The following is a 26,584-nucleotide window of genomic DNA, read 5'->3' on the forward strand; positions in this document are numbered from 1 at the left end:
CGTGTCGCAGAGATTCAACGTCGCGGAGCTCCAAACCAAGATCCGTCATTCTCCCTTAACCTTTACTATTATTGGAAACCAATCGTAATGAAAACGCTTAACGTTGGCTTGATCGGCTATGGATTTATGGGGCGTACCCACAGCAATGGCTATTCGCAGGCGCCTCACTTCTTCACCAATGAATATCGACCCGTTTTGAAGGCGGTCTGTGCTCGTAGCGAAGACGACATGGAAGCGGCTCAGGCATTTGCCGACCAATGGGGGTACGAGTCGGTCGAAACGGATTGGCGCGAGATGATCAAACGAGATGACATTGACATCGTGGACATCTGCACGCCCAACCATTTGCATGCTGAAATGGCGATCGCATGTGCCGAAGCGGGCAAGATGATCGTTTGCGAAAAACCCTTGGCGATGAACTCGGCACAAGGTGAAGAAATGTGCCAAGCCGTTGAGAAAGCTGGCGTGAAGAATATGGTTTCCTACAACTACCGCCGAATCCCAGCGGTGACTTTGGCCAAGCAGCTCATCGATGAAGGGCGTTTAGGAAGGATCTTTCATTACCGAGCGAATTTCCTCCAAGACTGGACGATCAATGCGGATGTCCCCCAAGGCGGTGCGGCAACTTGGCGGCTGGATGCAAAATCGGCCGGCAGTGGTGTCACGGGCGATTTGTTGGCTCACTGCATCGATACCGCGCTGTGGCTTAACGGCGAGATCCTTGATGTCTCGGCCGTGACCGAGACGTTTATCAAGGAACGCGTTCACAGCGATACGGGAAAGAAACAGCCCGTCACGATCGACGATGCCTGCAATTTCTTCTGTCACTTCAAGAATGGGTCCCTCGGCTTGTTCGAATCGACGCGTTACGCTCGAGGCCACAAGGCGCTGTATACCTTTGAAATCAATGGCGAGCATGCGTCGATTCGCTGGGATTTGCACGATCTGCACCGGCTGGAGTATTTTGATCATCGGGACGATTCCATCGTTCGTGGATGGCGGAACGTCCATATTAGCGATGGAGACATGCCCTACATGGACCATTGGTGGGTGCCAGGATTGAACATTGGGTACGAACATTCCTTCGTCCATCAAGTTGCCGATTTCTTGAAGTCCATCGAAACCGGCGAAGCCTTTCACCCGAGTTTCCGCGATGCGCTGGAAACGCAAAAGGTTTGCGACGCGGTGCTCGAAAGTGCGGCCGAGCGAGCCTGGAAGAACGTCTGATTTTCAGCGGCGCCCCGCGACCCAAGTTTCGCGGGGCCGGTTGCAGTGAAGAGAAGTGATCCATACACAGGGGAGGACGACAGCGATGCCAAAAAAAGAATTGTTGGAAGCTCTGCAAAAGGTTCATCACGAACTTGAGCAGGCAGAACATCTTGATGCTGCAGAAGTCGAACGACTGCGTGCCACGATGCGTGAGATTCAATCGGTGATTGAGGATCAAGCGGACCAGGCCGCCCCCTTAAGCGAGCAAGTCAGCGAGTCGGCTCGTAGCTTCGAGGAATCGCATCCGGTGCTCACCAATACGCTCGGTCGGATCGCCGACATGCTGCAACAAATGGGGATTTAAGCTCCCGTTGCGATCGTATTTTTCCGGCGTTTTACAACGCCTTGCCAAGCTTCGGGCTAAGTTGCGTGAGCCAGCCAGAATCGTCTGAGCGCCGCTTTGATTTCGGCGTGACCAAACAGGATTTGCTCTTTTCGGTTGCCTCGACGTCGATCGGAGACGCCCCGCAGCACGGCGCGGATGGCACTTTCTCGTTCGCATTGGCTTGCCAATTGGTCCGCGACCGCCAATTGAAATCGCATTTGCGGATAAATCGGAACACGTTGCTTTGCGAGTGACCACGAACCCAGGTCGACTCGATTCCAACCATCGCCATCCGAGTCACGCAGGAACGGACGCAAATCGGCAGCCAGCTTCTCGGTCGCCGATTGATGGACCATCACCTCCACTCGGCTATTGTGCGGAGCGTAAAGCGCCCAGGATGGCCAATGGTCCCAAATGCCGAATCGCTCGCCGATGGGCATGATCATCGCGATCACGACAAGAACGTTAGGAACCCAGAATGCGACCGACCTCGGTGGTTCGGGTTCCGTAGGTTGTTCGATTGGCCGCAGGAAAAGAAAGTAGGCTTGAAGGATCAGCAGCATGTTCCAAAACAGCACGCCCAAACTATGTCCCAGGTTCCATGGCCCAAGAATCGCAATCAGGCTGATGTGCATCAGGATAATGAAACATCCCGCGACCCGCCGTGTTTGGGGAATCAGCAAGCCGATCCCGAACAGGGCCTCGCAGGCGGGCAACAGCAACGCGATCGCTGCGAGGGTCGAACGGTCCAACCGATCGGTGAGCGAGCCCAGTCCAGGAATCCAAATGGCAGCCAGGAAGTCTTGTCCCACCGTATGGGCGAATTGGTAGTCGAGTTTGCCGAGTCCGCTGTAGAGATAGATGCTCGCGGCAATCGGAATCAGCAGACGCCGTGCCGCGTAGGGGTTTCGGGTTGCGAAAACCGTTGCGTAAATGGCGCTTTGATACGCCCATGGCTGAAGCCGGTGTTGATTGAGCACGAACGAGAGGCAAAGCGAAACGGCTACGATCCACCATCCTTGGCGATCGAATCGAGTTCCGATGACGATGGCCAAACAGGACAACACGATCGCGAGCGTGGGCAACCATAAAACCACGTGCGGCATCGACGCTGGCAACCTGACCATTGGGACGACCAATGCCGAGGGTTCGCCACGCCACAGCGGGAAGGTTCCGCCGATCAGCACGAGTAACATCAGGGCCCAAAGCCGCGGCAGCCATCCCGATGATTCGCGCGTCTCGGCAGAGATCATTTTTCGGCCTCGTTGCGTTTGGCCTGTTCGGTCGTCGATCGTGGAAACCGATAGAAGACACGGGATGCAATACCAAGCGAAAGGACCAGCAGCGCCGAACCTGCCAAGAAGGGGGCGCCAGGTAGAATCACCGGTGCAAGATTGCTCGTGAAAAACTTGAACAGTCCGGCCGTGAACAGCAACGGGGCGATGACGTTGGTCAGGCTGACCAGTGAGGTCAACGCGCCTTGGACTTTCCCTTGGTCCGATTCGTCAACCGTTTCCGCAATCAGACTCTGAACCGCTGGTCCCGCCACGCCCCCCAGCGCGCCAAACACGATCACGCAAGGCATCATCCATGCTTCCGAAGCCAACCCATAGCCAGCGAACGCGATCGCGGAAATAAGCGTTCCAAACATCACCGCATTGCGTTCTCCGAAACGCTGGATGAAGGGCCGAACCATGCCTCCTTGAACAATGATCGCCGTGATTCCCACCAATGCCAAGGCCATGCCATTGATCGCAGCATCCCATCCAAAGCGATAGCCCGTGTAGAGCACCCAGACATTTTCAAGGCCACGTTGGGCGAGCGATTTACAAAGGAACACAATCGCCAATGCCGTCACGAACGGATAGACCTTCAATTGACGGAGGGTGCCAAAGGGGTTGCCGCTGGAGAGCCGGAATTCGCTGCGGCTTTCCTTGGGCAAGGATTCGGGGAGCACGAAAAAACCATAAAGCCAATTGATGAGCGCCAGTCCGGCGGCCACAAAAAACGGCAATCGTAGATCGATGAGACGCAGCAAGCCGCCGAGCAACGGGCCGATGGTAAAACCCAATCCAAACATCATTCCAATAAAGCCATAATTGCGGGCCCGATTCTCGTCGGTGGAAACATCGGCGATGTAAGCGTTTGCCGTTGTGATGCTGGCTCCCATGATTCCCGCAAGCAGGCGTCCGATAAACAACCACCAAATGTTCAGTGCAAACCCTTGAATTAGAAAATCAATTCCAAGACCAAACAGAGACACGAGCAAAACGGGGCGACGTCCAAAACGATCGGATAAGGCGCCCAAAATCGGAGAAAACAAAAACTGCATCAGCGCATACGTCGCACCAATGACCCCCACATAAAAGCTGGCCTCGGATTCATCGCCATGAATCAGATTTTGGACCAATTCGGGCAACACAGGGATGACGATGCCAATCCCCAAAATATCGATAAAAATCGTCAGCAGGATAAACGCGATCGCAGCTTGTCGCTGTGGGCGTCCTAGTGGCGACTGCGATTCCGTAGCGGTCAAAGGGATCTCGTTTTCGTTTCAAGTCGATTCGTCATCGTTTCTGACACCGTTTGCGCGTGACACGTCAATTCTCAATCTGCCCTAAAACCACTTGGCAACCTCACACAGCCCTTCGGCAGGATCCGCGAGTGGCCAGTATTCGAGTCCGACGTAGCCGTTGTAGCCGGCTTGACGAATCGCATCGAAAATCTGAGGGTAGTTCAATTCACCACGACTCAACTCGTGGCGTCCCGGATTGCCAGCAGCGTGAAAGTGTCCGATCCGATCGATGTGAGTGGTCAGGTTGTGGATCACATGGCCTTCGCTGATTTGTTGATGGTAGATGTCGAACACCACTTTCACGTTGGGGCTGTTGACGGCGTCGACAACCGCAAACGCTTCGTCGCTGCGAACGAGGTAATAACCTACATGGTCGACCAATTCGTTGAGCGGTTCAATCACCAGGGTCACGCCAGCGGCTTCGAGCAGCGGCTTGGCCTCGGTCAGCCCGTCGACGAGCGATTGATGTTGTACTTCGCGAGGCACGCCCGTGCGGAAATCGCCGACTTGCGAAATCAGTGTCTTGCAATTCAAACGCTTTGCTGCCTCGATCGATGCTTCAAGCCCGCAAAGGTAATCGTTTCGCAATGCCGGGTCGACCAAGCTGATGAACCGAGTGCAGCAGGCCGAGATCGTCATGCCGTGATCGTCACGGGCTGCCATCACGGCGTCAAGGTCTTTGTCCCACCATCCCCAGAACTCGAACGCACGGTAACCACAATCCGCGACGATTTTGACCGCATCGGCAACCGGCGTGTTCTGAAAAACCGCATCGATGCAGACGGAGGGTTGAAAGGAATTCGACATTAGGCAACTTCAGAGGGCGTTCGATTCGGGCAGGGACTTCGTGACGCAAGACCAATCCCGCTAAATCGAAATGTGTTTTCGTTAGCGGAGCGGCGCAAGCCGCCCGGTTCTTCTATGGAATTGGCGAGGCCTCGATACCGGACGGCTTGCGCCGTGCCGCTAAAACCGGACCTCGATTTAGCGGTATTGGGCTTGCGCCGTGCCGCTAAAACCGGACCTCGATTAGCGGTATTGGGCGTCAGACGCCAGAGAGTCTACACAAGAACGTACTCAGGGCACAGTCTTGTGCTAATCGGTCGCCATTTCCAGTTCGAGCGCCGGGGCCCCGTCCGTTCCCCCTTCATGACTGATGAAGTTCAACCAGTTGTCGTCGTCGACGAGGCCACCGGCAAGAATCAAGGTCACCGTCCCGGTCTTCGAGTCTCGTAGGAACTCCGCCAATCCTTCCCCGCCGATACGCAACTGCTTGTCCTTGCCGATTTCATCGCGAGTGAAGCTCGTTGCCTCGAGCATCGGCAGCATTTCGATCCCTCTTCTAGAAAACGAGTGGGTCCAATCGATCGCTAATCGACCCGATTCTTTCCATTTCTCTGCTTGGGGAATCGTATTTCCGCGCAGCTCTAACAAAACGTCACGCGGTCGTTCGACGTCCGCCAGCGTCAGCACCAAGCTGGCGCTGTGGATCTTGTTGCGCGACTTGCCCAGGTTCGACAAATCAAATCGCAGGTAGGCGTGCGCCAAATCGGCATTGTTTCGCCTCCGAACAGCGATATTCCTGGATTTGCCGAGCGGCTCCTCCATGTCCGTTCGGCTCACCGTGGAATCGGCGCCATCCCCCTCGCCGGTGCTGATCCGAATCAAATGCGTCGGCGGTTCGGTTGCTTCGGGTTCCTGCTCCGGTTCCGAAGGAAGCGATTCGGCGGGGGCTTGCATCGACCCCGATTCCGGTGGCATGACATCGGTTGCGCTGGGGCGTTCCGGCGAGACTTCTGGGGGCGATCCAGCAGCGACGTCCGCGGGCGATGGTTCGACTGAGGCCGTGTCGACTGAGGCCGTGTCGATTGAGGCCGTGTCGATTGAGGCCGTGTCGATTGGCGATGGCTCAACCGCTGCCGCTTCGTCCTGTGATAGCCCTTCCGGTGCTGGCCCGTCCGGTAACTCGTCTCCGGTGGATGGGGCCTCGATGCTCGCCGTGTCAGGAGTGACTTGTTCGGTTGGCAGCGTTTCGCCCGAGTCCGTGGGTGCCGTGGGCTGTCGATCCGCAGCGGACTCCGACGCGACGTTTTGCGCCGCTACCTCGACCGGAGCTTGAATGATGATCGGAGCCTGAGCCGTTGATCTTGCATCGCGGGTTGTCGTCAACACAAAGATCACAAGAGGCACGATCAACAACAAACAAGCACCGATCGCAAAGAACGGCCAATACTTCAACAACTCGTTCGGCTCGGTGGTCTGCGCAGAAGCGGCTTTCTTGGTTCCAGCCTGGCCGGGGCGGCTGTGTACAGGCGAAGCGGGCAGCGTCAGTGGCGAGACAGGAAACGCGAGCGGGTTTTCCACGGTTTCCGGAAAGACGTCGGGGACGACATCAAAGATCTCGCTCTCCTTCTTGCTGACCACCTCAATCAACCCTTGTTGCAGCTTGTTGATGGCCAATGCGACTTCGCTCTCGGCTTCACAATCATGCTCAGCGGTCTTCAGCCGTTGTTCGAGATCCCTTGCCGAAGTAGGCCGATCCCGTGATTCCTTCGCCAACAGCCGATGGATCAAATTGGCAAGCGGTGCGGGGATGTTGGGATTCAGTTCGCGAACCGGCTTCGGTTTGTGAGCCAAAATCGCAACGAGCTGTCCCGACACGGTGGAGGACGATAACGGCAATCGCCCCGTGCATAACTCGTAGAGCACCACACCGAGTGAGTACAGGTCGCTGCGGTCGTCAAGCGGATCGGTGCGTGCCTGTTCGGGCGAGAGGTAGCCGGGAGTCCCAATCACCGATCCGCTTCCTGAGAGCCGATCGACAGGGGTTTGCGCTAACGCGAGTCCAAAGTCGAGTATCTTCACTCGATCGGTGTCTTGTTCAATCCAAATATTCGCGGGTTTGATGTCGCGGTGCACGATCCCTTGGGCATGCGCGGCGGCAAGGCCTCGAGTGATCTGCTTGGCAAAGTCGAGGATCTTCCCGTAAGGCAACAGTTCCTTTGATCGGTTCAGCGCCTCAAGTGTTTGCCCTTTCAATAATTCCATCGCCATGAATGGCGTGCCGCTCTTTTCGCCCACCTCAAAGATCACGACGACGTTGTCGTGATGAACGGCCGCCATCGCACGCGCTTCTTCGATGAATCGCGTGCGACTATTCGGCGTCGCCGCAATTTTTTTATTCATCACTTTCAACGCGACCGTTCGCTTCAATCGCGTGTCTTCGGCGCGGAAGACAAATCCCATTCCTCCCTTGCCGAGTTCGCTGATGATGCGGTAGGCGCCGAGCATCCCCAGATCGTCCGGCTGGGATGCGGGCGATAAGAAGTCGTAGGCTTGTTGGGTCGTGTTCATGGATGAGTAACGAGAACGATAAGTTGGGAAGATCGTCCGATGCGCCCAAGCAACGTGCGGGAAATCCGTGAGCGGAATGGCGCTCACCACCGGTGAACGAGGACAGGGCTTTCTAGCACAAAACCGGCGGCTAGCGCCTTGCCGCTCACCATTGGAAATCCGAAAGTTCTTTCTCGCACGATGCTAAAACGTGTTTTTCACAGCAGTGGGGATAGACACCCACGCCCCATTTTAGCATGCCCAACCGTCGATAGGGGCTGGCGAGCACCTAGAGTTGCCAGGAAATTTGCAAGGGATTTTGCGATTCTGACCTCGATCCGAGCATTGTCGGTCGTTCCGCTCTGAACAATACTGGTCCTGTCGTCAAACCGGTCTGCCCGGAAAACCTGTGCACTCCGCGCAGTTTGTTGGCCCCAACTCATTCACTGGTCATGAAATATGAAGTTTGTTTTCTGCGGTATCCCCGTTTCGTTCTCGTTGCCATCGTTGGCATTCTCGCTCATTCTCGCTGCGGGTTCGGTTGGCCTCGCGTCCGCAGAGACGTCCACGGCGGCGAATACCTTATCGGAATCGGAAAAACGTAGCGGCTGGGAATTGCTCTTCGACGGCAACAGCATGGCGGGATGGCGCAACTACAACTCCGACGAAGTCTCGGATGGCTGGAAAGTGGTCGAGGGTGCTTTGGTGCGACAATCTGGCGGTGCCGGCGATTTGATCACGAACGAACAGTTTGACGCATTCGAATTGTCGCTTCAGTACAAAATCAGTGAGGCTGGCAATAGCGGGTTGATGTTTCATGTCGTCGAAACCGATGGACCGCCCTGGCACACCGGCCCCGAAGTCCAAATCCAAGACAACGTCAAAGGACATGATCCTCAGAAATCCGGTTGGCTTTATCAGCTTTTCGATCCCCAACCGCCTCGATGGGCCAAGGACACAACCCAAATTGACGCGACGCGGCCGGCCGGAGAGTGGAATGAGTTGTATCTGCGAGTCGCGCCGAGTGATTGTCGCGTTTGCATGAACGGCCAACTCTACTACAGCTTCAAAGTCGGGGACGGACGTTGGAACGATCGCGTTGCGGCGAGCAAGTTCTCGGCATTCGCTGAATTCGGAAAAGCAGGGAAGGGCCACCTTTGCCTGCAAGATCACGGTGATCCGGTCGCGTTTCGTAACATCAAGGTTCGTCGCTTGGACGAAGACGAATCGGTGAGCCAACCGATCGATGGCCAACTCGGGCTGAAGAACACGTTGGCGTTTCCCGATCTCCAGTGGGACCAGTGGGAAGCGATCGACGATGCCGGCCAAATCCGTCCGCTCCGGTTGATCGAGTTAACCTATGCCAAGGATGACTCGAATCGACTGTTTGCGGTTTCTCAGATCGGGGCGATTTGGACGTTCCAGAACACACCCGATGTGGTGGAGTCGGAATTGTTCCTCGACCTTCGCGGCAAGGTTCACGATTGGAAGAGACCCGGAGCCAACGAACAAGGGTTGCTTGGGCTTGCGATGCATCCCCAGTACAAGTCGAACGGAAAATTCTATGTCTACTACTCGCACCCGAGTGAAAGCAAGTCGATCCTGTCCTGCTTTCACGTCTCGAAGGACGATCCCAACCGAGCGGATCCCAACAGCGAACAGATTCTGATGCAGATCGACCAACCCTTTCAAAATCACAATGGCGGCAGCATTGAATTTGGTCCGGATGGTTACCTGTACGTTGGATTGGGGGATGGCGGCTACCGCAATGATCCGCTCCAAGCCGGCCAGGACCTTTCCAAAATTCTTGGCAAAATCCTGCGGATCGACGTCGACCAAGCGAGCGATGCCAAACCTTACGGGATCCCCCTCGACAACCCGTTTGTGAATGTCGCTGACGCCCAAAGCGAAATCTACGCTTTTGGACTTCGTAACCCCTGGCGAATCGCCTTCGATCCCAGCACCGGTCGTTTGTGGACCGGCGATGTTGGCCAGGAATTATGGGAGGAGATCGATGTGATCGAAAAAGGGGGCAACTACGGATGGAGCAGCCGCGAGGGAACCCACCCGTTCGGCAATCGGGTCGTTCGCAGTGAGGGCAGCGATCCAATCACGCCCGTTTGGGAATACGACCATGCGATCGGTAAATCGGTAACGGGTGGACGTGTCTATCGCGGTCAGCGCGTTCCAGCCTTGTCAGGAAAGTACTTGTATGCGGACTACGTGACCGGCAGCATTTGGGCGTTGTCCTATGACCCGCAAACCGGAAAAGCAACTCGCAACGAACAGGTCGTTCCCGATAGCATGCCTGTGCTTGCTTTCGGCCAAGACCCCAGCGGCGAGGTCTATTCCTTAACCAACAGTGTTCGTGGCGAGTGCATCTATCGGTTTGATCTCGCCGAATAGGTACGTCGGCGCGACTCAATCCTTCAATAGAAACTGAATCTCGGTGAGGTACTTTTTCGGGTTGCCGCGAAAGATCATGCCGGGGCCCTTGTGGTAAACCTCACGGGATGGACATTGCAATTCCATCCCGTTTTCTTTGGCATGTCGCAATATTTTTTCATAGGAACGGCTGAGCCGTTCGTAGGGCCCCAAGTGCATCAGCGAAAGGCAGCGTCCCGCCGGTAATTCATGAACCTTGATCGACTCGGTCGATTCTCCTTTGCGGATCGGCATGGCCGCTTCGAAATCGGCGTCTTCCGCACGGTATTCGGTGTCGTAGCACAACAGCATCGGTTTGCCACACACGTGTCGGCCAAATTTGCGGCCAATCGTGGCGAACCCCGATCCACACTCACAGTACTTGCCTTTCATACGGACACCCGCAACCAGAACCGTGTCGAGCGTTTTCTTCTCGACTGAAAAATTAGAATCGGACATCGTAGCATTGGCCTCGTGTTCTTGATGGATGATTTGCTCCAATCGTAGGACAAGTTGGCGGTCGGCTCGCATGCGGTCTTGGATCGTTGTTTTTCGCGATTCCAAGAAAGCTAAAATGGTGCCGTCGTCGTCATAGTTGCCTACGATTTCCGAAATTTCAGCGATCGAGAATTCCAATTCACGCAGTCTTGCGATGACTCGAGCGGTATCGATTTTTGCCTCGGCATAGAACCGATAACCGTTGTCTCCGTCAACGTGCGAAGGCACCAAAATACCTTGCTCGTGATAAAAACGCAGCGTCTTGACCGTCAAGCCGGTCGCCTTTGAAAATTCACCGATGCTGAACATATTCGTAGTCTACGGCCTCCCGTAACGGGAGAGTCAAGCGGTTTTTTTGAAAAGTTGCTTCCTACCGATTCTCAATCCGTTCGATCAGGTCAAACCACTCCGGATCGACCTCGATTCCATACCCGAAGGGTGACCGGTTCACACTGGTCAAGTCGATCGATCCGTCGCGGATTTTGAGCGTAGGGAAAACGGATCCCAATGCTTCATGACTTTGATAAAGGTCCGCATGACGCTGCAGCGTCGCGATTTGAATCGGCTGCGGCATCGGTTGCAAACCGGCGACATAGTGATGTCCGTTTCGTTCCATGTGCGTCAGCCCCAGGGTCGCCCCGACCGCCAAGTCTTGCAGCAACGCGATCGGCCCAAGGTTCATCAGATCTTCTCCGGTGCAGACATAGGTCTGGGCTCCGAGTTGCTGATTGAGCTGTCTCAATCGACAAGCGTTGACGATGCCCTTGATGACCCCTTTGCAATTCTTGTGGCTGGTTCCAACGTATCCCGCCTGGAGCGCCCGGCTCAAGCTGGATGATTCACCGTCCGATTCATCAATGATGATCGGCGGCCGCTCGGGCCACGCATGGAAGACATCGCGGGTTGAATCGGAAAGCGCAACATCGCGATGCAGGGGTTGCTCGACCACCATCAACCCGCGATCGATAAATCGAGCGAGCTGCGAATCGCTGCGGAGTGTTTCCCAGAACGATCGAAACGCTTGCGGGTCGTTGAAAAATTCGTTGCCATCGAGTGTGAACCGAAACGACGGAACCAAGGCTTCAAACAGCTCGGCAAGACGTCTCAATCGTGATCGAGCTTCTTCGATTTCCGCGGGAACCTTGATCTTGAAATAGGAAATGCCATTCTCTTCGATGCACGATTGAAGCGATTGGGGCAAGCCATCATCGAGTCGATGTGTATCGTCGATTTCGGAGTCGAAGATGGGGTCCGCAAGTCCCACGGTGTGTCGAATCTGCATCTTGACCGTGGGTTCCGCTGGCAAACAGGCGTCCGGTTGGATGCCTGCCAATTCGCTGTAGCACTCATCAAGTCGAATGCCAAAATGATTCGATCGCACCGCTTCGTGGAACGTCATCGATTCTCGCTGGCACGTCGCATCGATTGCCGCGCGTTCGACCAGGGAAACGCCAAAATGCCTCAGCAGCGGAGGCAATCCGTGCAGCCGGGGCTCGTTCATTTGACGCTGGTACAGTTGCTGCCAAAACCGAAACACGCTTGGCTGCGGCCCCATCCCGATCGCTGCGTGACATGCCGACCGGATCACCGTCAACATCTCTTCGATCTCGGTTTCGATGCTTGCCTCAGGCTGCTTGGTGAACCATTTCGGTGGCAACACATCCGCCGCCACCCCGCGACTCACTTTGCCATCGATTCGAAAGTCCGCAAACACGATCAAGTAGGGCACCGCGGTGAGCGTTGCGATGCCGTAGCGGAACGGCATCCGCGTGGCAATCTCGACTTTGCGAAGTTCGACTCGTTTGAGTTCGAGGGTCATGACGCCGCCGAATCGATTCCTAGAAACAAATCTCGACCGCGAACCAAATTGGCGATCTTGCGATCCGCGATGCTGCGCTTGTTCATCCAGAACCCACAATCCGGATGAACCCAACGAATGCGATCGTCGCCCACCCTTTTCGTCGCCGTCTCAATTCTTTGCGCGATTTGTTCGGGGGTTTCGACCGTGTTGACTTTCACATCGACCACGCCAATCCCCAGTCCCATCCGTGGGTCGACACCGTCACGGAAGTATTGAAGTTCGTCGTACCCGCGAAAAGCAAACTCCAACACGACATGGTCGCAGTGCAACGAATTGATCAGCGTCATCAATTGTTCCCAATGCCCCTTTTGAATGCTTTGGCCACCGTAGTTGCCAAAACAAAGATGCACGCCTTTCTCTTTTGCCTTGACCGCACCATCGAGAACCAAGTTGATCGAGTCGGCTGCCCAACCGATTTCTTCGGGGTGGCCGGTGATGTTGGCTTCGTCGACTTGAATCACCTCAGGATCGATGTCCGCCACTTGCTTGGCGAGTGCACGCCCCAGTGCCATCGCCATTTCGGGGCGGCTGTTGTAGTGGTGGTCCATCAGGGTTTTGCAAAGCATATGCGGGCCCGTCAACGTGAATTTCAGTGGATGATGGGTGCATTGCCTGGCTCGCGCGTAGTCGCGAGGAATGTTGAGGGTGCCTTCGTCAATCGGTCCTTCCACGACGCCAGCGGGCGCGACGCGGAACCCCATGCCTTCGAGTTGTGAAAACTCGACAATGTCTTTTCTCGTCACCTGTTCTCGGATCCCGTCCATCGGCTTCACGAAGTAATCGATCATTCCATTGGTGTCGGGGTGGTTGACGTCCCAGCGATACAATTCCCCATCCACGACCACATCAATGCCTGCCATTTCTTGCGTTTTGAAGACGACGCGGGTGGCGTCGATCAAGGCTTGTCCCGACGGCATCGCCATCAACCACTCGGGAACGGGATAAGAACCGACAACGGTGGTTCGGAGACTCGGTTGGCTCATCGGGCAGCGGACCTATTGCAAAAAGAAGAGGGAGCATTTCTTGTCGTCGAGGCGTCTACTATAACCGATCACCCCGCTTCGGATTCGTCTTTGGACGTGCGATTTATAAGTTGCGGAACTGTTTTGCCAACACCGAGCGCGTCACGCGGCATACCTCAAAGAGGTTTTACAATGAACGGCATCGACGCCGTAAAATGATGCCAATCGGCGCTGGCGTCCTTGTACAACGCCTGCGGCGTAGGATAACGATGTCGACACCGTGGCCCCCAGGGTGCGCCGCTGCGCGTCGACCCTGGGCTCTGGAATTTAACCGCTTCGCGGTAAATAGAATTCCGAAACTTATTTATCGAACGTCCTTCGGGATAACGATCGTGCATTGAAACCACTAGTGGGCCAGTCGGCAATGTTGGGTGATCTCGTCGGCGGTCGCTTTGTAACCGACATAGAACGGTCCAAACTCACCGTACTTGGCACTCGCTTCATCAAATCGCATTTTGTAGACAATGTCTTTTAAGTACTGAGGATTGCGTCCCCACAACGTGACCATCCATTCCCAATCGTCGAGTCCCACGCCGACCGTGATCAATTGGCTGACTTTGCCCGCGAACGCCATGCCACTTTGGGCATGTTCGGCCATCATTGCGTTTCGTTTGCTAAACGGTTCGTTGAACCAGTTTGCACCGACCGCACGCTTTTTGTTCATGGGGTAGAAACAGGCCGACGGCCAATCGGGGAATTCAGGTTGCAGACGTTGCTCCCTCATCATCGGCAAACGCCGCTCGTAAGCGTTCATCTTCGCGGCCAGCGTGGGGGAATCGGGTTCCGCGCCGCTGGCGATCAGCCGATCACGGTATTGCTCCAAGCTCGGAACGTACTCGCTGATTTCGCTGACCGAAACGAACGACCAGGTCGCTTCGACGAATTGGCCCAGCGGCGGTGCCATGATCTTTTGGTGGACCGCGTCGACCTTGGCCGGATCGGGATCCATTGACATCACCGCAAAATCGGCTCGATGTCCGCTGGTCCAATAGGCTGCCAAACGTTCGGGAGCTTCGCCGCTTTCTGGGTCCAAGGCGGTGCGAAATTGGTCTTGGCACGTCTTGCTCAGCGGGCCGCTGATCGCTTCGCGGCGAAAACGGTACATCGTATGGCCACAATGCCAACCCTGTTCCGGTATCACCGAAGGTTCCGGCAACGGGGATCCAGCCTGGCCATGCGACGGAGGGCGCTGCGACGGGGGACGCTGCGACGGAGGGCCAGACGACGGAGGGCCAGACGACGGAGGGCCAGACGACGGAGGGCCAGACGACGGGGGGCCAGACGACGGGGGTCGTTGAGGTGGTGGATTGGATGTCATGGGTCTTGGATCGATCGAAAGCGAGGAACAGGGTCGAAGCCAACCAAAGCATACTGATCGCTTCGATCAAAAAACAGCCGACCGGCCGTTTCGCCTGATTGCGGCGGTGCAAACGAAAAACGACCCGGTCAGGGAAATTCCCCGATCGGGTCGCTTCGATCACGTCTGAATAGGATTCAGCGGGCTACCTTGTAAGCATGTTTCAGCGAACGTAGCTTGCACTGGCCTGAATGACGCGACGCTTTGTCGTAACCGATGCGCTGGGATCAACGATCGGTGCAGGTGGCATTGGAGCAGCTTGAGGAGCAACCGGTGCCGAGTACTCGATCGGAGCCGAAGGTGCACCACAGCCACAGCTAGGAGCAACAGGAGCTCCACAGCCACAAGCCATGTCGCAACCGCTGTCACAGCAGCTGCTCTTTTTCTTGCAGAGGTTGCCGAACAGCTTGCTCAACAAACCACAGCTCTTCTTGCTGCCACAAGCCGAGTCGCAGCCCATGTCGCAAGATGCAACTTCGCAGCCACACTCAGGCTCGCAGGCCATGTCACAGCACGAGTCGCAACTCGATTTGTTGCACAAGCTGCATTTGTGGTTGAACAGCTTCGAAAGCAATCCGCCACTCTTCTTGCCACAGGGGTTGCAGCCCGAGTCACAGGTCGCGACTTCGCAGCCACATTCTGGTTCGCAAGGAGCTTCGCAGCCACAGGTTGGTTCGCAGGCGATTTCGCAAGGAGCTTCGCAGCCACAAGTTGGTTCGCATGGCGCTTCGCAGCCACAAGTCGGTTCGGCACAACCGCCACTGAGGCAGCTGCCGCTGAACAGTCCACAGCTCTTCTTAGGAGCTGGGCAACCGGTGTCGCAACCACACACGGGGGCTTCGCAGCCACAGGTCGGTTCGCAGGCGACTTCGCAAGGAGCTTCGCAGCCGCAGGTGGGTTCACAAGCAACCTCACAAGGGGCTTCGCAGCCACAAGTCGGTTCCGTGCAACATCCGGTATCACAGCTGCTGCTCGAGCAACAGCCTTTTACGCCGAGCATTCGATCCAGTAGATCAAACCCGAAGGATTGAGTACAGATTGAACTGCCAAGCACGAGAGTCAAAGTTAGAATTGTCCGCTTCATTGGAGCCATATCTCCCTTATGCAATTTTGCGGGAAGTTGTTGCGATGATTCACAAGTTGAAAGTGCGATGCTTCACCGTTCAGGATTGTTAGGTGAGATCCAGTCGCCGAACGAAGTCGCCGGCGAGCACACCTCAAAACCCTCTTTCTCGACAAACTCCAACGGATCGGGTGCGGACACCCGGCCCGCCGACTTCGTTCAGTTTATCGGTCTTCCTGACAATCACCGCTGCCGTGGCTCAGTACAACCTTGCCAGGCTTGGTGCGTTTGAAAGACCACTCTCTCATTTGATCGAATCATCATGTTTCGCCCCGACATCCGATATCGAAGCCTTTTGGGTCGTCTCGTCCAATTTCCAGCTGTCCACCGTGGTGGGCCGCATTCCATAGCGAGACAATAACGATATCGGCGGACGAACCGCTCGGAACCAGTGTTCCAAGCGATTTTCGTGAGCTTGGAAAGGTTTGACGGCTGGGTAAAAAAGTCTTGCGGTTTTCAATGCAGCGGTCGCGTCGCCTCTGCGCCTGGAATCTCGTGAACAATCGGTATAGACTATGATCCGACGTCGCGTTGCGCGTTTTCATTTACCTGTTGCTCCGGCCACCCCCTGGTTAGCTAGGTTGGTTCCCCTTGGGTCCGGTTCGTGCTTGGTCGTCGATTATTCCTTCCTTTCAGGTCAAGAATCAGCAAGCAAGTGACTACCGACGCCCAATGGGTCCAATTGACCGATTTGCCCCCCGTCGTGTGTCCCTGTGGACTGGCTCGCCGAGCCTTCGCAGACCGCGATGAGTTTCCGGGGACCGTGCATTTGACGGAAATCAGCTCCGATGCTCGCGAACATTACCACACGACCCATACTGAGATTTACGTCGTACTCGAATGTGAGGAACACGCGGCGATCGAGCTCGATGGCACCCTGCACCCTGTTCGCCCCCTGTCGTCCGTTCTGATCCCTCCCAAGGTACGTCACCGAGCTGTCGGCCAAATGAAGGTCCTGATCGTTTGTTCGCCTAACTTCGACCCGGCTGACGAGTTTTTTGATTAGCTGCGATTTGTTCGCTGGCCCTGTTTTCCTCTCCATGAGTCACTTTATGAAATCTGTGTTTGCTCGCTCCCTCCCCGCTTGTTTGTTGGTCGCTGCTGCTTTGGGCAACGTCGCGGCAATGGCTCAATCTGCGGATTGGCCCTACTGGCGAGGCCCGAAATTTGATGGTTCTGCTGAGGCCACGGGGCTCCCCGATAACTGGGATCCTGATGGCGGCGAGGGCAGTCATCTGATTTGGAAACGAGACGACATCGGCGGTCCCTGTACTCCGATCGTGATGAACGGACGTTTGTACACAATCCAGCGTTCCGAAGAAGGAACCAGTCGAGAAGGGGAACGTGTTGTCTGCCTGGATGCGAAAACGGGCGAAACGATCTGGGAAAACCGCTACAACGTTTGGCTTTCGGATGTTCCCGCTGAACGAGTGGGTTGGAGTAGTGTGGTTGGCGATTCGGAAACGGGAAACGTCTACGTGCTCGGCGCCTGCGACCTGTTCAAATGTATCAACGGGGAAACCGGTGAAACCGTTTGGGAAAACCCGCTGCATGAGCAGTATGGGATGCTCAGCACCTACGGAGGGCGTACCAATTTCCCGGTGATCCACGAAGACTTGGTGATCATCAGCGGCATCATCATTAATTGGGGTGATTACGCCAAACCGAATCATCGGCTGATGGCGTTCGACAAACGCAGCGGCGAGTTAATTTGGTTCAGCGGCACGAAAGACCTCCCCGAAGACACGACCTACTCGGCACCGAGCTTGGTCACCATTGACGGCCAGCGACAGCTGATCTTTGGCGCCGGCGATGGAGCGATTTGGGGTTTCCAGCCGCGGACAGGCAAGCCACTTTGGCATTACCGCCTTTCGCTGCGCGGCATCTATGCGACTCCGCTGGTCGATGGCGACATGGTGTTTGCGACCCACAGCGAAGAGAACATCGACGGGCGGTCGATGGGCGCGGTCGTTGGCTTGAAAATTTCGGGAACGGGCGAAGCAACGAAAGTCGAAGAGGTCTGGAAAGTCAAAGACCTGATTGTCGGGTACAGCGAACCGGTCGTGATCGGCGATCGGCTGTACGTCGTCGATGACCGCTGCAAAATGTGGATCTTTGACAAAATGACGGGTGAACCGATTGTTGAGCAAAAGGGGTTCGTGAGCAGCCGGCAACGCAGTGCGTTGCTCTCGGCAGACGGCAAGATCTACGTGTTGAGCGAAAATGGTCCCTGGGCGATCGTGGCGCCGACCGAAGAGGGCTTCGAAGTGCTGAACAAAGGACGGATTCGCGACACGCAATTCGCCGGTTCGCCGATCGTTGCCGACGGCCGTTTGTATTTCCCCAGCACCACGGCGCTTTACTGCGTCGGTTCCGAATCGTCATCGCAGACGCCGATCGAAATGGCCGATTCGATGGGCGAAGAAGCTGCCCCGTCCGAAAACCTCGAAGCCACTCAGATTCTGCTTGTCCCCGCCGAAGCGATTGTCAAACCGGGCGAATCGATCGAGTTTTCGGTCCGTGCGTTCAATCGACTCGGCCAACCGGTCGAAACGCCAACGGAGGTGACGTTGAGCGTCGAGGGTCCCGGCACCGTTGAGGGGATGACCTTCACGGCTGCACGCGATGTGGCGCATACGGCCGCAGTGATTCAAGCCCAATGCGGCAACGCGGTCGGCATCGCTCGTGTCCGCATCATTCCACCGTTGCCGTGGAAGTTTACGTTTGACGGGCTCGGCGATCCGCCGGTTTCGTGGGTCGGGGCGCGGTATCGTCACGTGATTCGCGACATCGATGGCTCGCCTGCCTTGGTCAAGATCGTCACGATCCCCAAAGGAGCACGCAGCCGTGCATCGATGGGGCCAAGTGATTTGTCCAATTACACGATCACGGCGGACGTTCGTGGGGCACGCATGAGCGACAAATTACCCGACATCGGTGTGACGGCTCACGGTTACACGATGGACTTGATGGGTGAGAGCCAGCAGCTGCAGATACGAACTTGGGACGCGCAGCTTCGGATGGCCGAAACCATCGACTTCCCCTGGAAGGAAGACACTTGGTACCGAATCAAATTGCGAGCGGAGATTGAAAGTGAACCCCCCGCAGCGGTTGCCGTTTTGAAAGGCAAGGTTTGGCCTCGTGATGAACCCGAACCCGAAGATTGGACGATCACCGCACGTGACGAATCGCCCAACATGAACGCCAGTCCTGGTTTGTACGGCAACGCAAAAGATGCCGAGATCTACATCGACAACGTCGAAGTCTTTGCGAACGACTAAGTCGCATCGGTCGGGTAAGAGGTGACCGCTTTCGTCGCCTCTTCCGCCCGACTCAGCCGGCCCCTGCCGGCACACCTACGCTTTCACTGTGCCATCGATTCAACACTCCCTACTGATCCTTGATGAAGAAAAACGAACTGTCCGCATGGACCATGATTTTTGTCGCCACCGTGTGCGGCAGCCTGACTTCGCTTGCCCTCAGCGGTTGTAACCCGCCGGCGCCCCCCGACGAGGTTGATCTTTCGATCGACATCGACGAGGGCATGCCCGTCGAGTCGAGCAATACCACCGAAGCAGCAGAAACGCCCGGGGATGAAACGCCCGAAACAGAAACGCCCGGGGACGAAACCTCTTCAGCAAATGGGGCGAAAGCCTTCGAGTTGACGCTGGTTGCCACCAAAGCCGAATCGGTGAAGGAATTTGTTGCACCCGAAGTCGTGTTGGAATCGGGGGATTCGTGGCCCCAATGGGGCGGCACTCGGCTGCGCAACAATGCTCCGAACGTCAGTGGTCTTGCCGAAGTCTGGGACACCGGGCGGTTTGACCGGAAAACGGGCGAGTGGGACAAAGAAGCCTCCGAAAACATTCGTTGGGTTTCCAACCTCGGCAGCCAAACGTACGGCAATCCGGTCGTCTCAGGCGGCAAGGTCTTCGTCGGGACCAACAACGGTGCCGGTTACATGGCTCGTTACCCCTCGACCGTGGACCTCGGCTGCTTGTTGGCATTCAACGAATCCAATGGCGATTTCCTGTGGCAACACAGTAGCGAAAAACTGATCACCGGTCGTGTTCACGATTGGCCGCTGCAAGGGGTCTGTAGCGCATCGTTGGTCGAAGGGGATCGGCTTTGGTTTGTGACCAATCGCGGCGAAGTCCGCTGTTTGGATACCGAAGGGTTTTATGATGGCGAAGACGATGGGCCAGTGACCGACGAACCGGCCAACGTGGCAGAAATCATGAACGCCGGTCCTGCGGCCGAAGCCTATGCGGCGGCGCTCGCCGCGCTCGGCGAGGGCAAGCTTTCCAGCGCAGCCCAACAAGTTCTCGAAGATGCCGGCGAAGCGGTCGAAGGCGACGTCGCGGTCAAGACCGTTAGCGAAGGAAAGGTTTGGACGCTGAGCGGAAACTTCGGCGGGATCGACCGAGTGATCACGGTCAAAGCGATCGGCCCACGCTTGAAGTTCATCAAAACACTTGGAACTCAGGATCGACGCGAAGCGGATACCGTTTGGGCCTACAGCATGATGGAGGAGCTCGGCGTCAGCCAGCACAACATGGCTTCGTGCAGCGTGACCAGCTATGGTGATTTGTTGTTTGTGAACACCAGCAACGGGATCGATGAATCCCATATCAACATGCCCGCGCCGGACGCCCCGACCTTCATCTGCATGAACAAGAACACAGCCGAGGTGTATTGGACGAACGATTTCCCCGGCAACAACATTGTGCATGGTCAGTGGTCCAGCCCGATGGTGGCCGAGTTCGATGGCGTTGTTCAAGCGATCTTCGCTGGCGGTGACGGATACCTGTATAGCTTCCGTGCCGACCAAGGCGTCGACGGCAAACCCGAATTGCTCTGGAAGTTTGACTGTAACCCCAAAGAATCCGTTTGGGTGCTGGGCGGAAAAGGGACACGCAACAATATCATCGCCACACCGGTCGCCTACGACGGTTGGGTCTACGTGGCGGTGGGCCAAGACCCCGAGCATGGCGAGGGCGAAGGGCATCTGTGGTGCATTGACCCGACCCGACGTGGCGACGTTTCCCCCCAATTGGCCGTCAAGATCGAAGATGATGGAACCCGCACCCCCATTGCTCACCGGCGAATCCAAGCGGTGATTCCCAAGAATGGCGAAGCGGCCGTCGACAATCCGAACTCGGCCGTGGTCTGGCACTACAGCAAGTGGGACCAAAACGGCGACGGCGAGTATGACTTCGAAGAAGAAATGCACCGCAGCTGCGGTACCGTGGCGATCAAAGATGATCTGCTCTACATCGCCGACTTCGCCGGATTGGTCCATTGTCTGGGGGCTAAGCCCAACGACGACGGAACCCCGGTGCTCCACTTCACCTACGACATGTTTGCCCAAAGTTGGGGCAGCCCGTTGATTGCAGATGGACGAGTGTATATTGGTGATGAAGATGGCGACGTGGCGATTTTCGAATTTGGTGCGGAAAATAACGAGCCGATCGAAGAGATCAACATGGGAACCAGCGTTTACAGCACGCCCGTTGCCGCTAATTCAACGGTGTATATCAGCACCAAAGACAAGTTGTTCGCGATCGGAACGAGCGAAGATTGATCGGATCGCCGATGATTTGGTGCTTGTCAGTTAAAAACGGTCGGATAATCTGCGTGTAGTTCCCTGGTTTCACACGCTGGGTCGGGGAGGTGTTTCCACTTCCTCCGGCCGTTCCGATGGCGGGTAGGATGACCGTGGCGCGAATCCTCTTTTTCTTCCAACATACGACTTCCAAAATAGACGGTTCGTTGCTGAAACGACGAATCGGCGATCTCGATGGCTAAACTTCTCGTCGACTGTGGCAATTGTGGCCCAGATTTTCAATCCATCCGTCGGATGGTGTCGTCTCGTTTCAAAGCGTCGGTGGTGCAAACCCACGGGCTTGAGGACACTTTGCAGGTCCTGCGGACGCGAAAGGTTGATTTGGTGACGATCAACCGGAAATTGGACCGAGACTATACAGACGGTTTGGAGGTTCTTGCTAAGATTAAAGCGGACGCTGAGGTGGGAGCGGTTCCGGTCATGTTGGTGACCAACTACGACGAACACCAACAATCCGCGATGGATGTCGGTGGCGTTCTCGGATTTGGGAAGCTGTCACTCGAAGACGAGGCGACCCGTGAGTTGCTGGAGCCGTATCTGAGCGAAAAAGTAAGCGAACGAACATGACTGGACCGACTCGAAAACTACTGTCTGCGAAAATTCATCGAGCCACCGTCACCGGTGCGGATGTCGATTACGAAGGCAGCGTCACGATTCCGCCTGAATTGATGCAGGCGGCTGGGATTTTGCCTTACGAATCGGTCCACGTCTGGAACACCACCCGCGGCACTCGGCTGGAAACGTATGCGATTGCTGGATTGCCGGGGTCCAGCGACATTTGCATGAACGGAGCCGCTGCTCATTTGATGCAGCCAGGTGACCGTGTGATCTTGGCGACTTATACGTTTGTTCCCGAAGCCGACGCCGCCAAACATCGCCCCAAGTTGGTGTTTGTCGACCAATTGAACCAAATGGTCCACTCCGGTCCCGAAATCGCTGGGCCCCAACGTCGCGAGGCGTTGACCCCGTAAGGCGAGAGGCAAAAGAGTTCTGGCCGTGCGACGGACTTCCAGTTCCGTCGAAAGTCGTACCAAGGGCAAATTGGCTTCTGCCGCTCGCCTAAAAAAATCCAGCAAGGATGCCAATTAGGTAAGTACGGTTGAGTGAAACGGCCGGGAAACGTATTTTATGGCGGCAATGCGTCGACTTTTGGGAGCACAGCCTTCAGGGCCTAGTCTTGTTGGAGCTCTGCCTTTGACTCGCTCACGCGGATCGCGGCACCCTGATGGTCGTGAAAGCCTGGACGCCAAGCTCGGCTGCGGCCATGACGGAAATCCATGAAGTACCGACAACTCGATAAAATCACTTCGATTGAACCTGGCAAACGAATCTCGGCCGAGCGGACGCTTCTGGCCGATGAGGAGTATTTGCACGACCACTTTCCGCGGTTTCCGGTGATGCCCGGCGTGATGATGCTCGAGGCGTTGCACCAGGCCGCGATCTGGATGATTCGCACCGGGGAAGACTTCAATAGCCCATTGGTTTTGCTTCGTGAGGTCAAGAGTGTCAAATTTGGCGACTTCCTCGCACCGGGCGAAACCTTGCAAATTACCGCCGAAGCGGTCAAATCCGAAGGTCTCGTGACCACGGTCAAGGCGACCGCGTCCAAACAGGGCCGAACGACGGTTTCGGCTCGGATGCTGCTCGAACGGTGTAGCTGTAACGACCCGGAAAGACTACAAACCGACCAAGATGTTCGCCGGCGCGCGAAAAAGCAGTTCCTGGAACTGTTTGGGCCGCTGGCCGATTTGCCCTCGACTCAAAAACAGGCCTGACCCTTTTACCAGCTCGGGCCCCCCTTCACAAACATTCAACCGACCCGTTTCCCTATTACAAGAAGCTCCCAAAGGATTCCCCATCATGGCCCTTTCTCAAGACGAAATCTTTGCAAAAGTTCAAGAATCACTCGTTGACGCGCTGGGTGTCGACGATGACGAAGTGACCCGCGACGCGACGTTGGTGGGTGACCTCGGGGCCGAATCGATCGACTTCCTTGACATCGTCTTCAAACTCGAAAAAGCCTTCGACATCACGATCCCACGCGAAGAGCTTTCGCCCGAAGACGTTTTGACCAACACCCAATACGTTCAAGATGGCAAGGTGACCAGCGAAGGTCTGGCCGAATTGAAGACTCGGATGCCTTGGGCCGATCTGACAGAATTCGAAACCGATCCTCGCGTTGAGCACTTCGGAAACTTGCTGACCGTCGGCGATTTGTGCAACTACGTCGAAACGAAACTCGGAGCCTGAGCCGTCGATGCGTTGGTTTTGGGTCGATCGTTTTACGGAGTTTGTTAGCGGCAGCCACGCCTACGGCATCAAGAATGTGACGTTGGATGAGGCGGTCGTGGACGAATACCAACCCGGTTACCCGATGTTGCCGCCCACCTTGGTGATCGAGGGGATGGCACAATTGGGCGGGATCCTGGTGTCCGAGCACTTCGCGTTCGAGAAACGATGTGTGCTGGCGAAGGTCGGCAAAGCGTTGTTCCATCGGCCTGCGCTGCCGGGGGATCAACTGGTGTACCGAGTCACGATGGAATCGGTTCACGAAACGGGCGCGACCGTTACCAGTACGAGCCATATTGGCGATGCACGGCACGCCGAGATCGATTTGATGTTTGCTTTTTTAGAAGAAGGCCGTTTCACCGACGGCCCACTGTTCGGTCCCGGTGACCTCGAAGCGATGCTGCGGCTGATGCACTTTTTTCACGTCGCAGTCGATGCTTCGGGCAATCCGATTCCGAAGTACCCGAACCTCTAACGGTTTTTTGCAAACGACGGCGCGGAAGCGAAAAGTGCTTTCGCTTCGCTCTCGCATTTATTTTTCCATCCCATCCCTTCCCAAAAATACATCAAGCAGGTTCCCCCATGCGTCGCCGAGTCGTCGTTACCGGTATCGGAATGGTCAACCCAATGGGCCATGACGCACAGGTCGTCTGGTCGGGGTTGAAGGAGGGCAAGAGCGGCGTGGCGAAAACGACGCTGTTCGATGCCAGTGGTTTTCCGACGAAGATCAGCGCCGAAGTCAAAGATTGGGACGTGACCAAAGTCGGTGAGCCCTTAGAAAAGTGGGCCAATCGCGGCCGGCACACGCGGTTTGCGATCGGTGCCGGCAAACAAGCCATCGCCGATAGCGGCGTGCTCGATTCGATCACCGATCCGACGCGCTTTGGTGTCTACATGGGGTCGGGCGAAGGCAACCAAGATTTCACGACCTTTAGCAAGATGATGTCGGCAGCCTTGGCCGACGGCGAATATGACGCCAGCAAGTTCATTGCCAAGGGAATCGAACTACTCGACCCGGCGAAGGAACTTGAGCAAGAACCGAACATGCCAGCGGCTCATTTGGCTTCGATGTTCAATGCGCAAGGCCCCAATTTGAATTGTTTGACCGCCTGTGCCGCCAGCAGCCAAGCGGTTGGCGAAGCGACCGAGATCATCCGTCGTGGGGACGCCGATGTCATGCTCGCCGGCGGAACGCACTCGATGATCCATCCGCTCGGCGTGACCGGATTCAACTTGTTGACGGCGATGAGCGAAAGCAATGACGAGCCGACCAAGGCAAGCCGACCGTTCGATCGGCTTCGCAACGGTTTCGTCCTCGGCGAAGGTTCGGCGATGATCGTGCTCGAAGAACTCGAATCGGCCAAGAAACGCGGGGCCACGATCTATGGCGAGGTCGCCGGATACGGATCCACCGCCGACGCCTACCGCGTGACCGACATCCCACCCGATGGGCACGGCGGGATCGCAGCGATGCGCATGGCGATTGCCGATGCTGGCTTGAATCCGAACGATATCCAGTACGTCAACGCGCACGGAACGAGCACCACGGTGAACGACCGCGTTGAAACCAAGGCTTGCAAAGAGGTTTTTGGTGAGAATGCCTACAAGGTGCCGGTCAGCAGCACCAAGAGCATGATGGGCCACTTGATTGCGGCCGGTGGCGTGACCGAAATGATCGTCTGCTTGTTGGCGATCCGTGACTCGGTGTTGCCGCCGACAATCAATCAAGAAAACCCCGACCCCGATTGTGATCTCGATTACGTTCCCAACGTCGCCCGGGAAGCATCGGTACGCTACGCGTTGAACAACAGCTTTGGGTTCGGTGGCCAGAATGTGACGTTGTGTCTGAGTCGCTTTGAGTAACCCGATGAATGAATTTACCGATTCGGAACTTGCTGCTTTTCTTGACGAGGCCTTGCCCGCCAGCCGCAGTGCTGAATTGGAACACTGTCTTCGCACCGATGCCGAGTTGCGAAAACGCGTCACCGAAATCCAAGGCCGCGAAGCAGCCGGGCTGCACTCGATCGGTGCGATTTGGCGACGCGATCGCCTCTCTTGTCCCTCGCGGTCGGAGCTCGGCCAATGGATCCTCGGGACGTTGGCGACCGATGCGGCCGACTACATTCGCTTTCATCTCGACGAAGTCGGATGTCGTTATTGCCAAGCCAACTTGGCCGACCTGCAAGAAGCGTCCAAAGCGAACGAGCCGGTGAGTGAACGTCGCCAGCGCTATTTTCAAACCAGCGTCGGCCATCTGAAGAAAGACGACGCGTCGCGGTGATCGCCGCCCTTCTTTCTCTGGCACCCTTCTCCCCCGCGAGGAGGTCGTGCAGTTTTTAAGTCGTGACTAGCACAGTGTTTAGGTATCCAACCACCCCTGCCCGCGCAGCGGGAGGGGTCGAGCGCAGCGAGGGGGAGGGCCGGCATAGAAACCGTGCTGGAATTTCATGTTGTAATCGCAGCCCGTTTTCCCTCTCCCTCGCTTAGGCTCGACCTCTCCCAAAAGGGAGAGGTAAATCTTGTAAGTCTTTTTCAATCAACAACTTAAAAACTGCACGACCTCCGAGCGAGGAGGTCGTGCAGTTTTTAAGTTGTAACTAACACAGTGTTTAGGTATCCAACCACCCCTGCCCGCGCAGCGGGAGGGGTCGAGCGCAGCGAGGGGGAGGGCCGGTATAGAAACCGTGCTGAAATTTCATGTTGTCATCGCAGCCTGTCTTCCCTCTCCCTCGCTTAGGCTCGACCTCTCCCAGAGGGCATTGGTATCTACACAAGTTTCCTTAGTTTGTAGACTGCCCTGGATGGAATCAATCTTCCGCGGCTGGAGCCGCGTCTGCAACGTCGTTATCTGCAATTGGTGCAGGAACACATGAAATCGGCCA

21 protein-coding genes are annotated in these 26,584 nt (G+C 56.2%); 13 read left to right on the top strand and 8 right to left on the bottom strand.

All coding sequences use genetic code 11. The annotated features are described in order from the left end of the window. Positions 1 to 87: 87 nt before the first annotated feature. Both Poly41_RS05715 and Poly41_RS05720 read left to right on the top strand, forming a co-directional pair. On the top strand, positions 88 to 1,227 hold the full coding sequence (locus Poly41_RS05715) for a Gfo/Idh/MocA family protein (protein WP_146524870.1): 1,140 nt from the start codon (positions 88 to 90) through the stop codon (positions 1,225 to 1,227). 85 nt (positions 1,228 to 1,312) lie between these two features. Next, a complete protein-coding gene (locus Poly41_RS05720; RefSeq protein WP_146524871.1) occupies positions 1,313 to 1,573 on the top strand; it encodes a DUF4404 family protein in 261 nt (86 codons plus the stop codon). Between the two features lie 56 nt (positions 1,574 to 1,629). Here Poly41_RS05720 and Poly41_RS05725 read toward each other — a convergent pair whose 3' ends face one another. From Poly41_RS05725 to Poly41_RS05740, 4 genes are all read right to left on the bottom strand, one after another. Next, positions 1,630 to 2,847, bottom strand: coding sequence for a hypothetical protein (locus tag Poly41_RS05725; RefSeq protein WP_146524872.1), 1,218 nt, complete (start codon positions 2,845 to 2,847; stop codon positions 1,630 to 1,632). Continuing rightward, positions 2,844 to 4,130 (bottom strand): TCR/Tet family MFS transporter, encoded by a 1,287-nt coding sequence (locus Poly41_RS05730; protein ID WP_231615423.1) that lies wholly within the window; start codon positions 4,128 to 4,130, stop codon positions 2,844 to 2,846. Before Poly41_RS05730 ends, Poly41_RS05725 begins: the two co-directional genes overlap by 4 nt. A gap of 81 nt (positions 4,131 to 4,211) precedes the next feature. Next, entirely contained in the window at positions 4,212 to 4,976 is a 765-nt protein-coding gene (locus Poly41_RS05735) for a hydroxypyruvate isomerase family protein (RefSeq protein ID WP_146524873.1), read from the bottom strand. A 288-nt stretch (positions 4,977 to 5,264) separates the two neighbouring features. Then, positions 5,265 to 7,523, bottom strand: coding sequence for a serine/threonine-protein kinase (locus Poly41_RS05740; RefSeq protein ID WP_146524874.1), 2,259 nt, complete (start codon positions 7,521 to 7,523; stop codon positions 5,265 to 5,267). Positions 7,524 to 7,961: 438 nt separating this feature from the next. Here Poly41_RS05740 and Poly41_RS05745 point away from each other — a divergent pair, with 438 nt between their 5' ends. Then, complete coding sequence (locus Poly41_RS05745) at positions 7,962 to 9,908, top strand: PQQ-dependent sugar dehydrogenase (RefSeq protein ID WP_146524875.1); 1,947 nt, start codon at positions 7,962 to 7,964, stop codon at positions 9,906 to 9,908. Positions 9,909 to 9,923: 15 nt separating this feature from the next. Here Poly41_RS05745 and Poly41_RS05750 read toward each other — a convergent pair whose 3' ends face one another. The 4 genes from Poly41_RS05750 to hemQ form a co-directional block, all read right to left on the bottom strand. After that, a complete protein-coding gene (locus Poly41_RS05750; RefSeq protein ID WP_146524876.1) occupies positions 9,924 to 10,733 on the bottom strand; it encodes a MerR family transcriptional regulator in 810 nt (269 codons plus the stop codon). A gap of 61 nt (positions 10,734 to 10,794) precedes the next feature. Continuing rightward, complete coding sequence (locus Poly41_RS05755) at positions 10,795 to 12,243, bottom strand: enolase-like domain-containing protein (RefSeq protein WP_146524877.1); 1,449 nt, start codon at positions 12,241 to 12,243, stop codon at positions 10,795 to 10,797. Beyond that, positions 12,240 to 13,268 (bottom strand): cobalamin-independent methionine synthase II family protein, encoded by a 1,029-nt coding sequence (locus tag Poly41_RS05760; protein ID WP_146524878.1) that lies wholly within the window; start codon positions 13,266 to 13,268, stop codon positions 12,240 to 12,242. Before Poly41_RS05760 ends, Poly41_RS05755 begins: the two co-directional genes overlap by 4 nt. Positions 13,269 to 13,653: 385 nt before the next feature. Further along, the gene (gene hemQ / locus Poly41_RS05765) at positions 13,654 to 14,463 is read right to left on the bottom strand and encodes a hydrogen peroxide-dependent heme synthase (RefSeq protein ID WP_146524879.1); all 810 of its coding nucleotides are present in this window, start codon (positions 14,461 to 14,463) and stop codon (positions 13,654 to 13,656) included. 1,979 nt (positions 14,464 to 16,442) lie between these two features. Here hemQ and Poly41_RS05775 point away from each other — a divergent pair. The 10 genes from Poly41_RS05775 (at position 16,443) to Poly41_RS05820 (ending at position 25,983) form a co-directional block, all read left to right on the top strand. Beyond that, complete coding sequence (locus Poly41_RS05775) at positions 16,443 to 16,793, top strand: cupin domain-containing protein (protein ID WP_146524880.1); 351 nt, start codon at positions 16,443 to 16,445, stop codon at positions 16,791 to 16,793. 46 nt (positions 16,794 to 16,839) lie between these two features. Beyond that, positions 16,840 to 19,068: an outer membrane protein assembly factor BamB family protein gene (locus Poly41_RS05780; RefSeq protein ID WP_146524881.1), complete on the top strand. Its 2,229-nt coding sequence runs from the start codon at positions 16,840 to 16,842 to the stop codon at positions 19,066 to 19,068. 122 nt (positions 19,069 to 19,190) lie between these two features. After that, the gene (locus tag Poly41_RS05785; protein WP_146524882.1) at positions 19,191 to 21,371 is read left to right on the top strand and encodes a PQQ-binding-like beta-propeller repeat protein; all 2,181 of its coding nucleotides are present in this window, start codon (positions 19,191 to 19,193) and stop codon (positions 21,369 to 21,371) included. A gap of 216 nt (positions 21,372 to 21,587) precedes the next feature. Next, a complete protein-coding gene (locus tag Poly41_RS05790; RefSeq protein WP_146524883.1) occupies positions 21,588 to 21,980 on the top strand; it encodes a PleD family two-component system response regulator in 393 nt (130 codons plus the stop codon). Then, positions 21,977 to 22,384, top strand: coding sequence for an aspartate 1-decarboxylase (panD, locus tag Poly41_RS05795; protein WP_146524884.1), 408 nt, complete (start codon positions 21,977 to 21,979; stop codon positions 22,382 to 22,384). Before Poly41_RS05790 ends, panD begins: the two co-directional genes overlap by 4 nt. A 306-nt stretch (positions 22,385 to 22,690) precedes the next feature. Further along, positions 22,691 to 23,188 (top strand): 3-hydroxyacyl-ACP dehydratase FabZ family protein, encoded by a 498-nt coding sequence (locus Poly41_RS05800; RefSeq protein ID WP_146524885.1) that lies wholly within the window; start codon positions 22,691 to 22,693, stop codon positions 23,186 to 23,188. 85 nt (positions 23,189 to 23,273) lie between these two features. Then, entirely contained in the window at positions 23,274 to 23,663 is a 390-nt protein-coding gene (locus Poly41_RS05805) for an acyl carrier protein (protein WP_146524886.1), read from the top strand. A gap of 7 nt (positions 23,664 to 23,670) precedes the next feature. Continuing rightward, positions 23,671 to 24,177, top strand: a complete 507-nt coding sequence (locus Poly41_RS05810; RefSeq protein ID WP_146524887.1) for a 3-hydroxyacyl-ACP dehydratase FabZ family protein — start codon at positions 23,671 to 23,673, stop codon at positions 24,175 to 24,177. A 107-nt stretch (positions 24,178 to 24,284) separates the two neighbouring features. After that, a complete protein-coding gene (locus Poly41_RS05815; RefSeq protein WP_146524888.1) occupies positions 24,285 to 25,565 on the top strand; it encodes a beta-ketoacyl-[acyl-carrier-protein] synthase family protein in 1,281 nt (426 codons plus the stop codon). Between the two features lie 4 nt (positions 25,566 to 25,569). Beyond that, complete coding sequence (locus Poly41_RS05820) at positions 25,570 to 25,983, top strand: hypothetical protein (protein WP_146524889.1); 414 nt, start codon at positions 25,570 to 25,572, stop codon at positions 25,981 to 25,983. Positions 25,984 to 26,584 lie beyond the last annotated feature (601 nt).

This window comes from Novipirellula artificiosorum (assembly GCF_007860135.1).
In the GTDB taxonomy this organism is placed as follows: Bacteria; Planctomycetota; Planctomycetia; order Pirellulales; family Pirellulaceae; genus Novipirellula_A; species Novipirellula_A artificiosorum.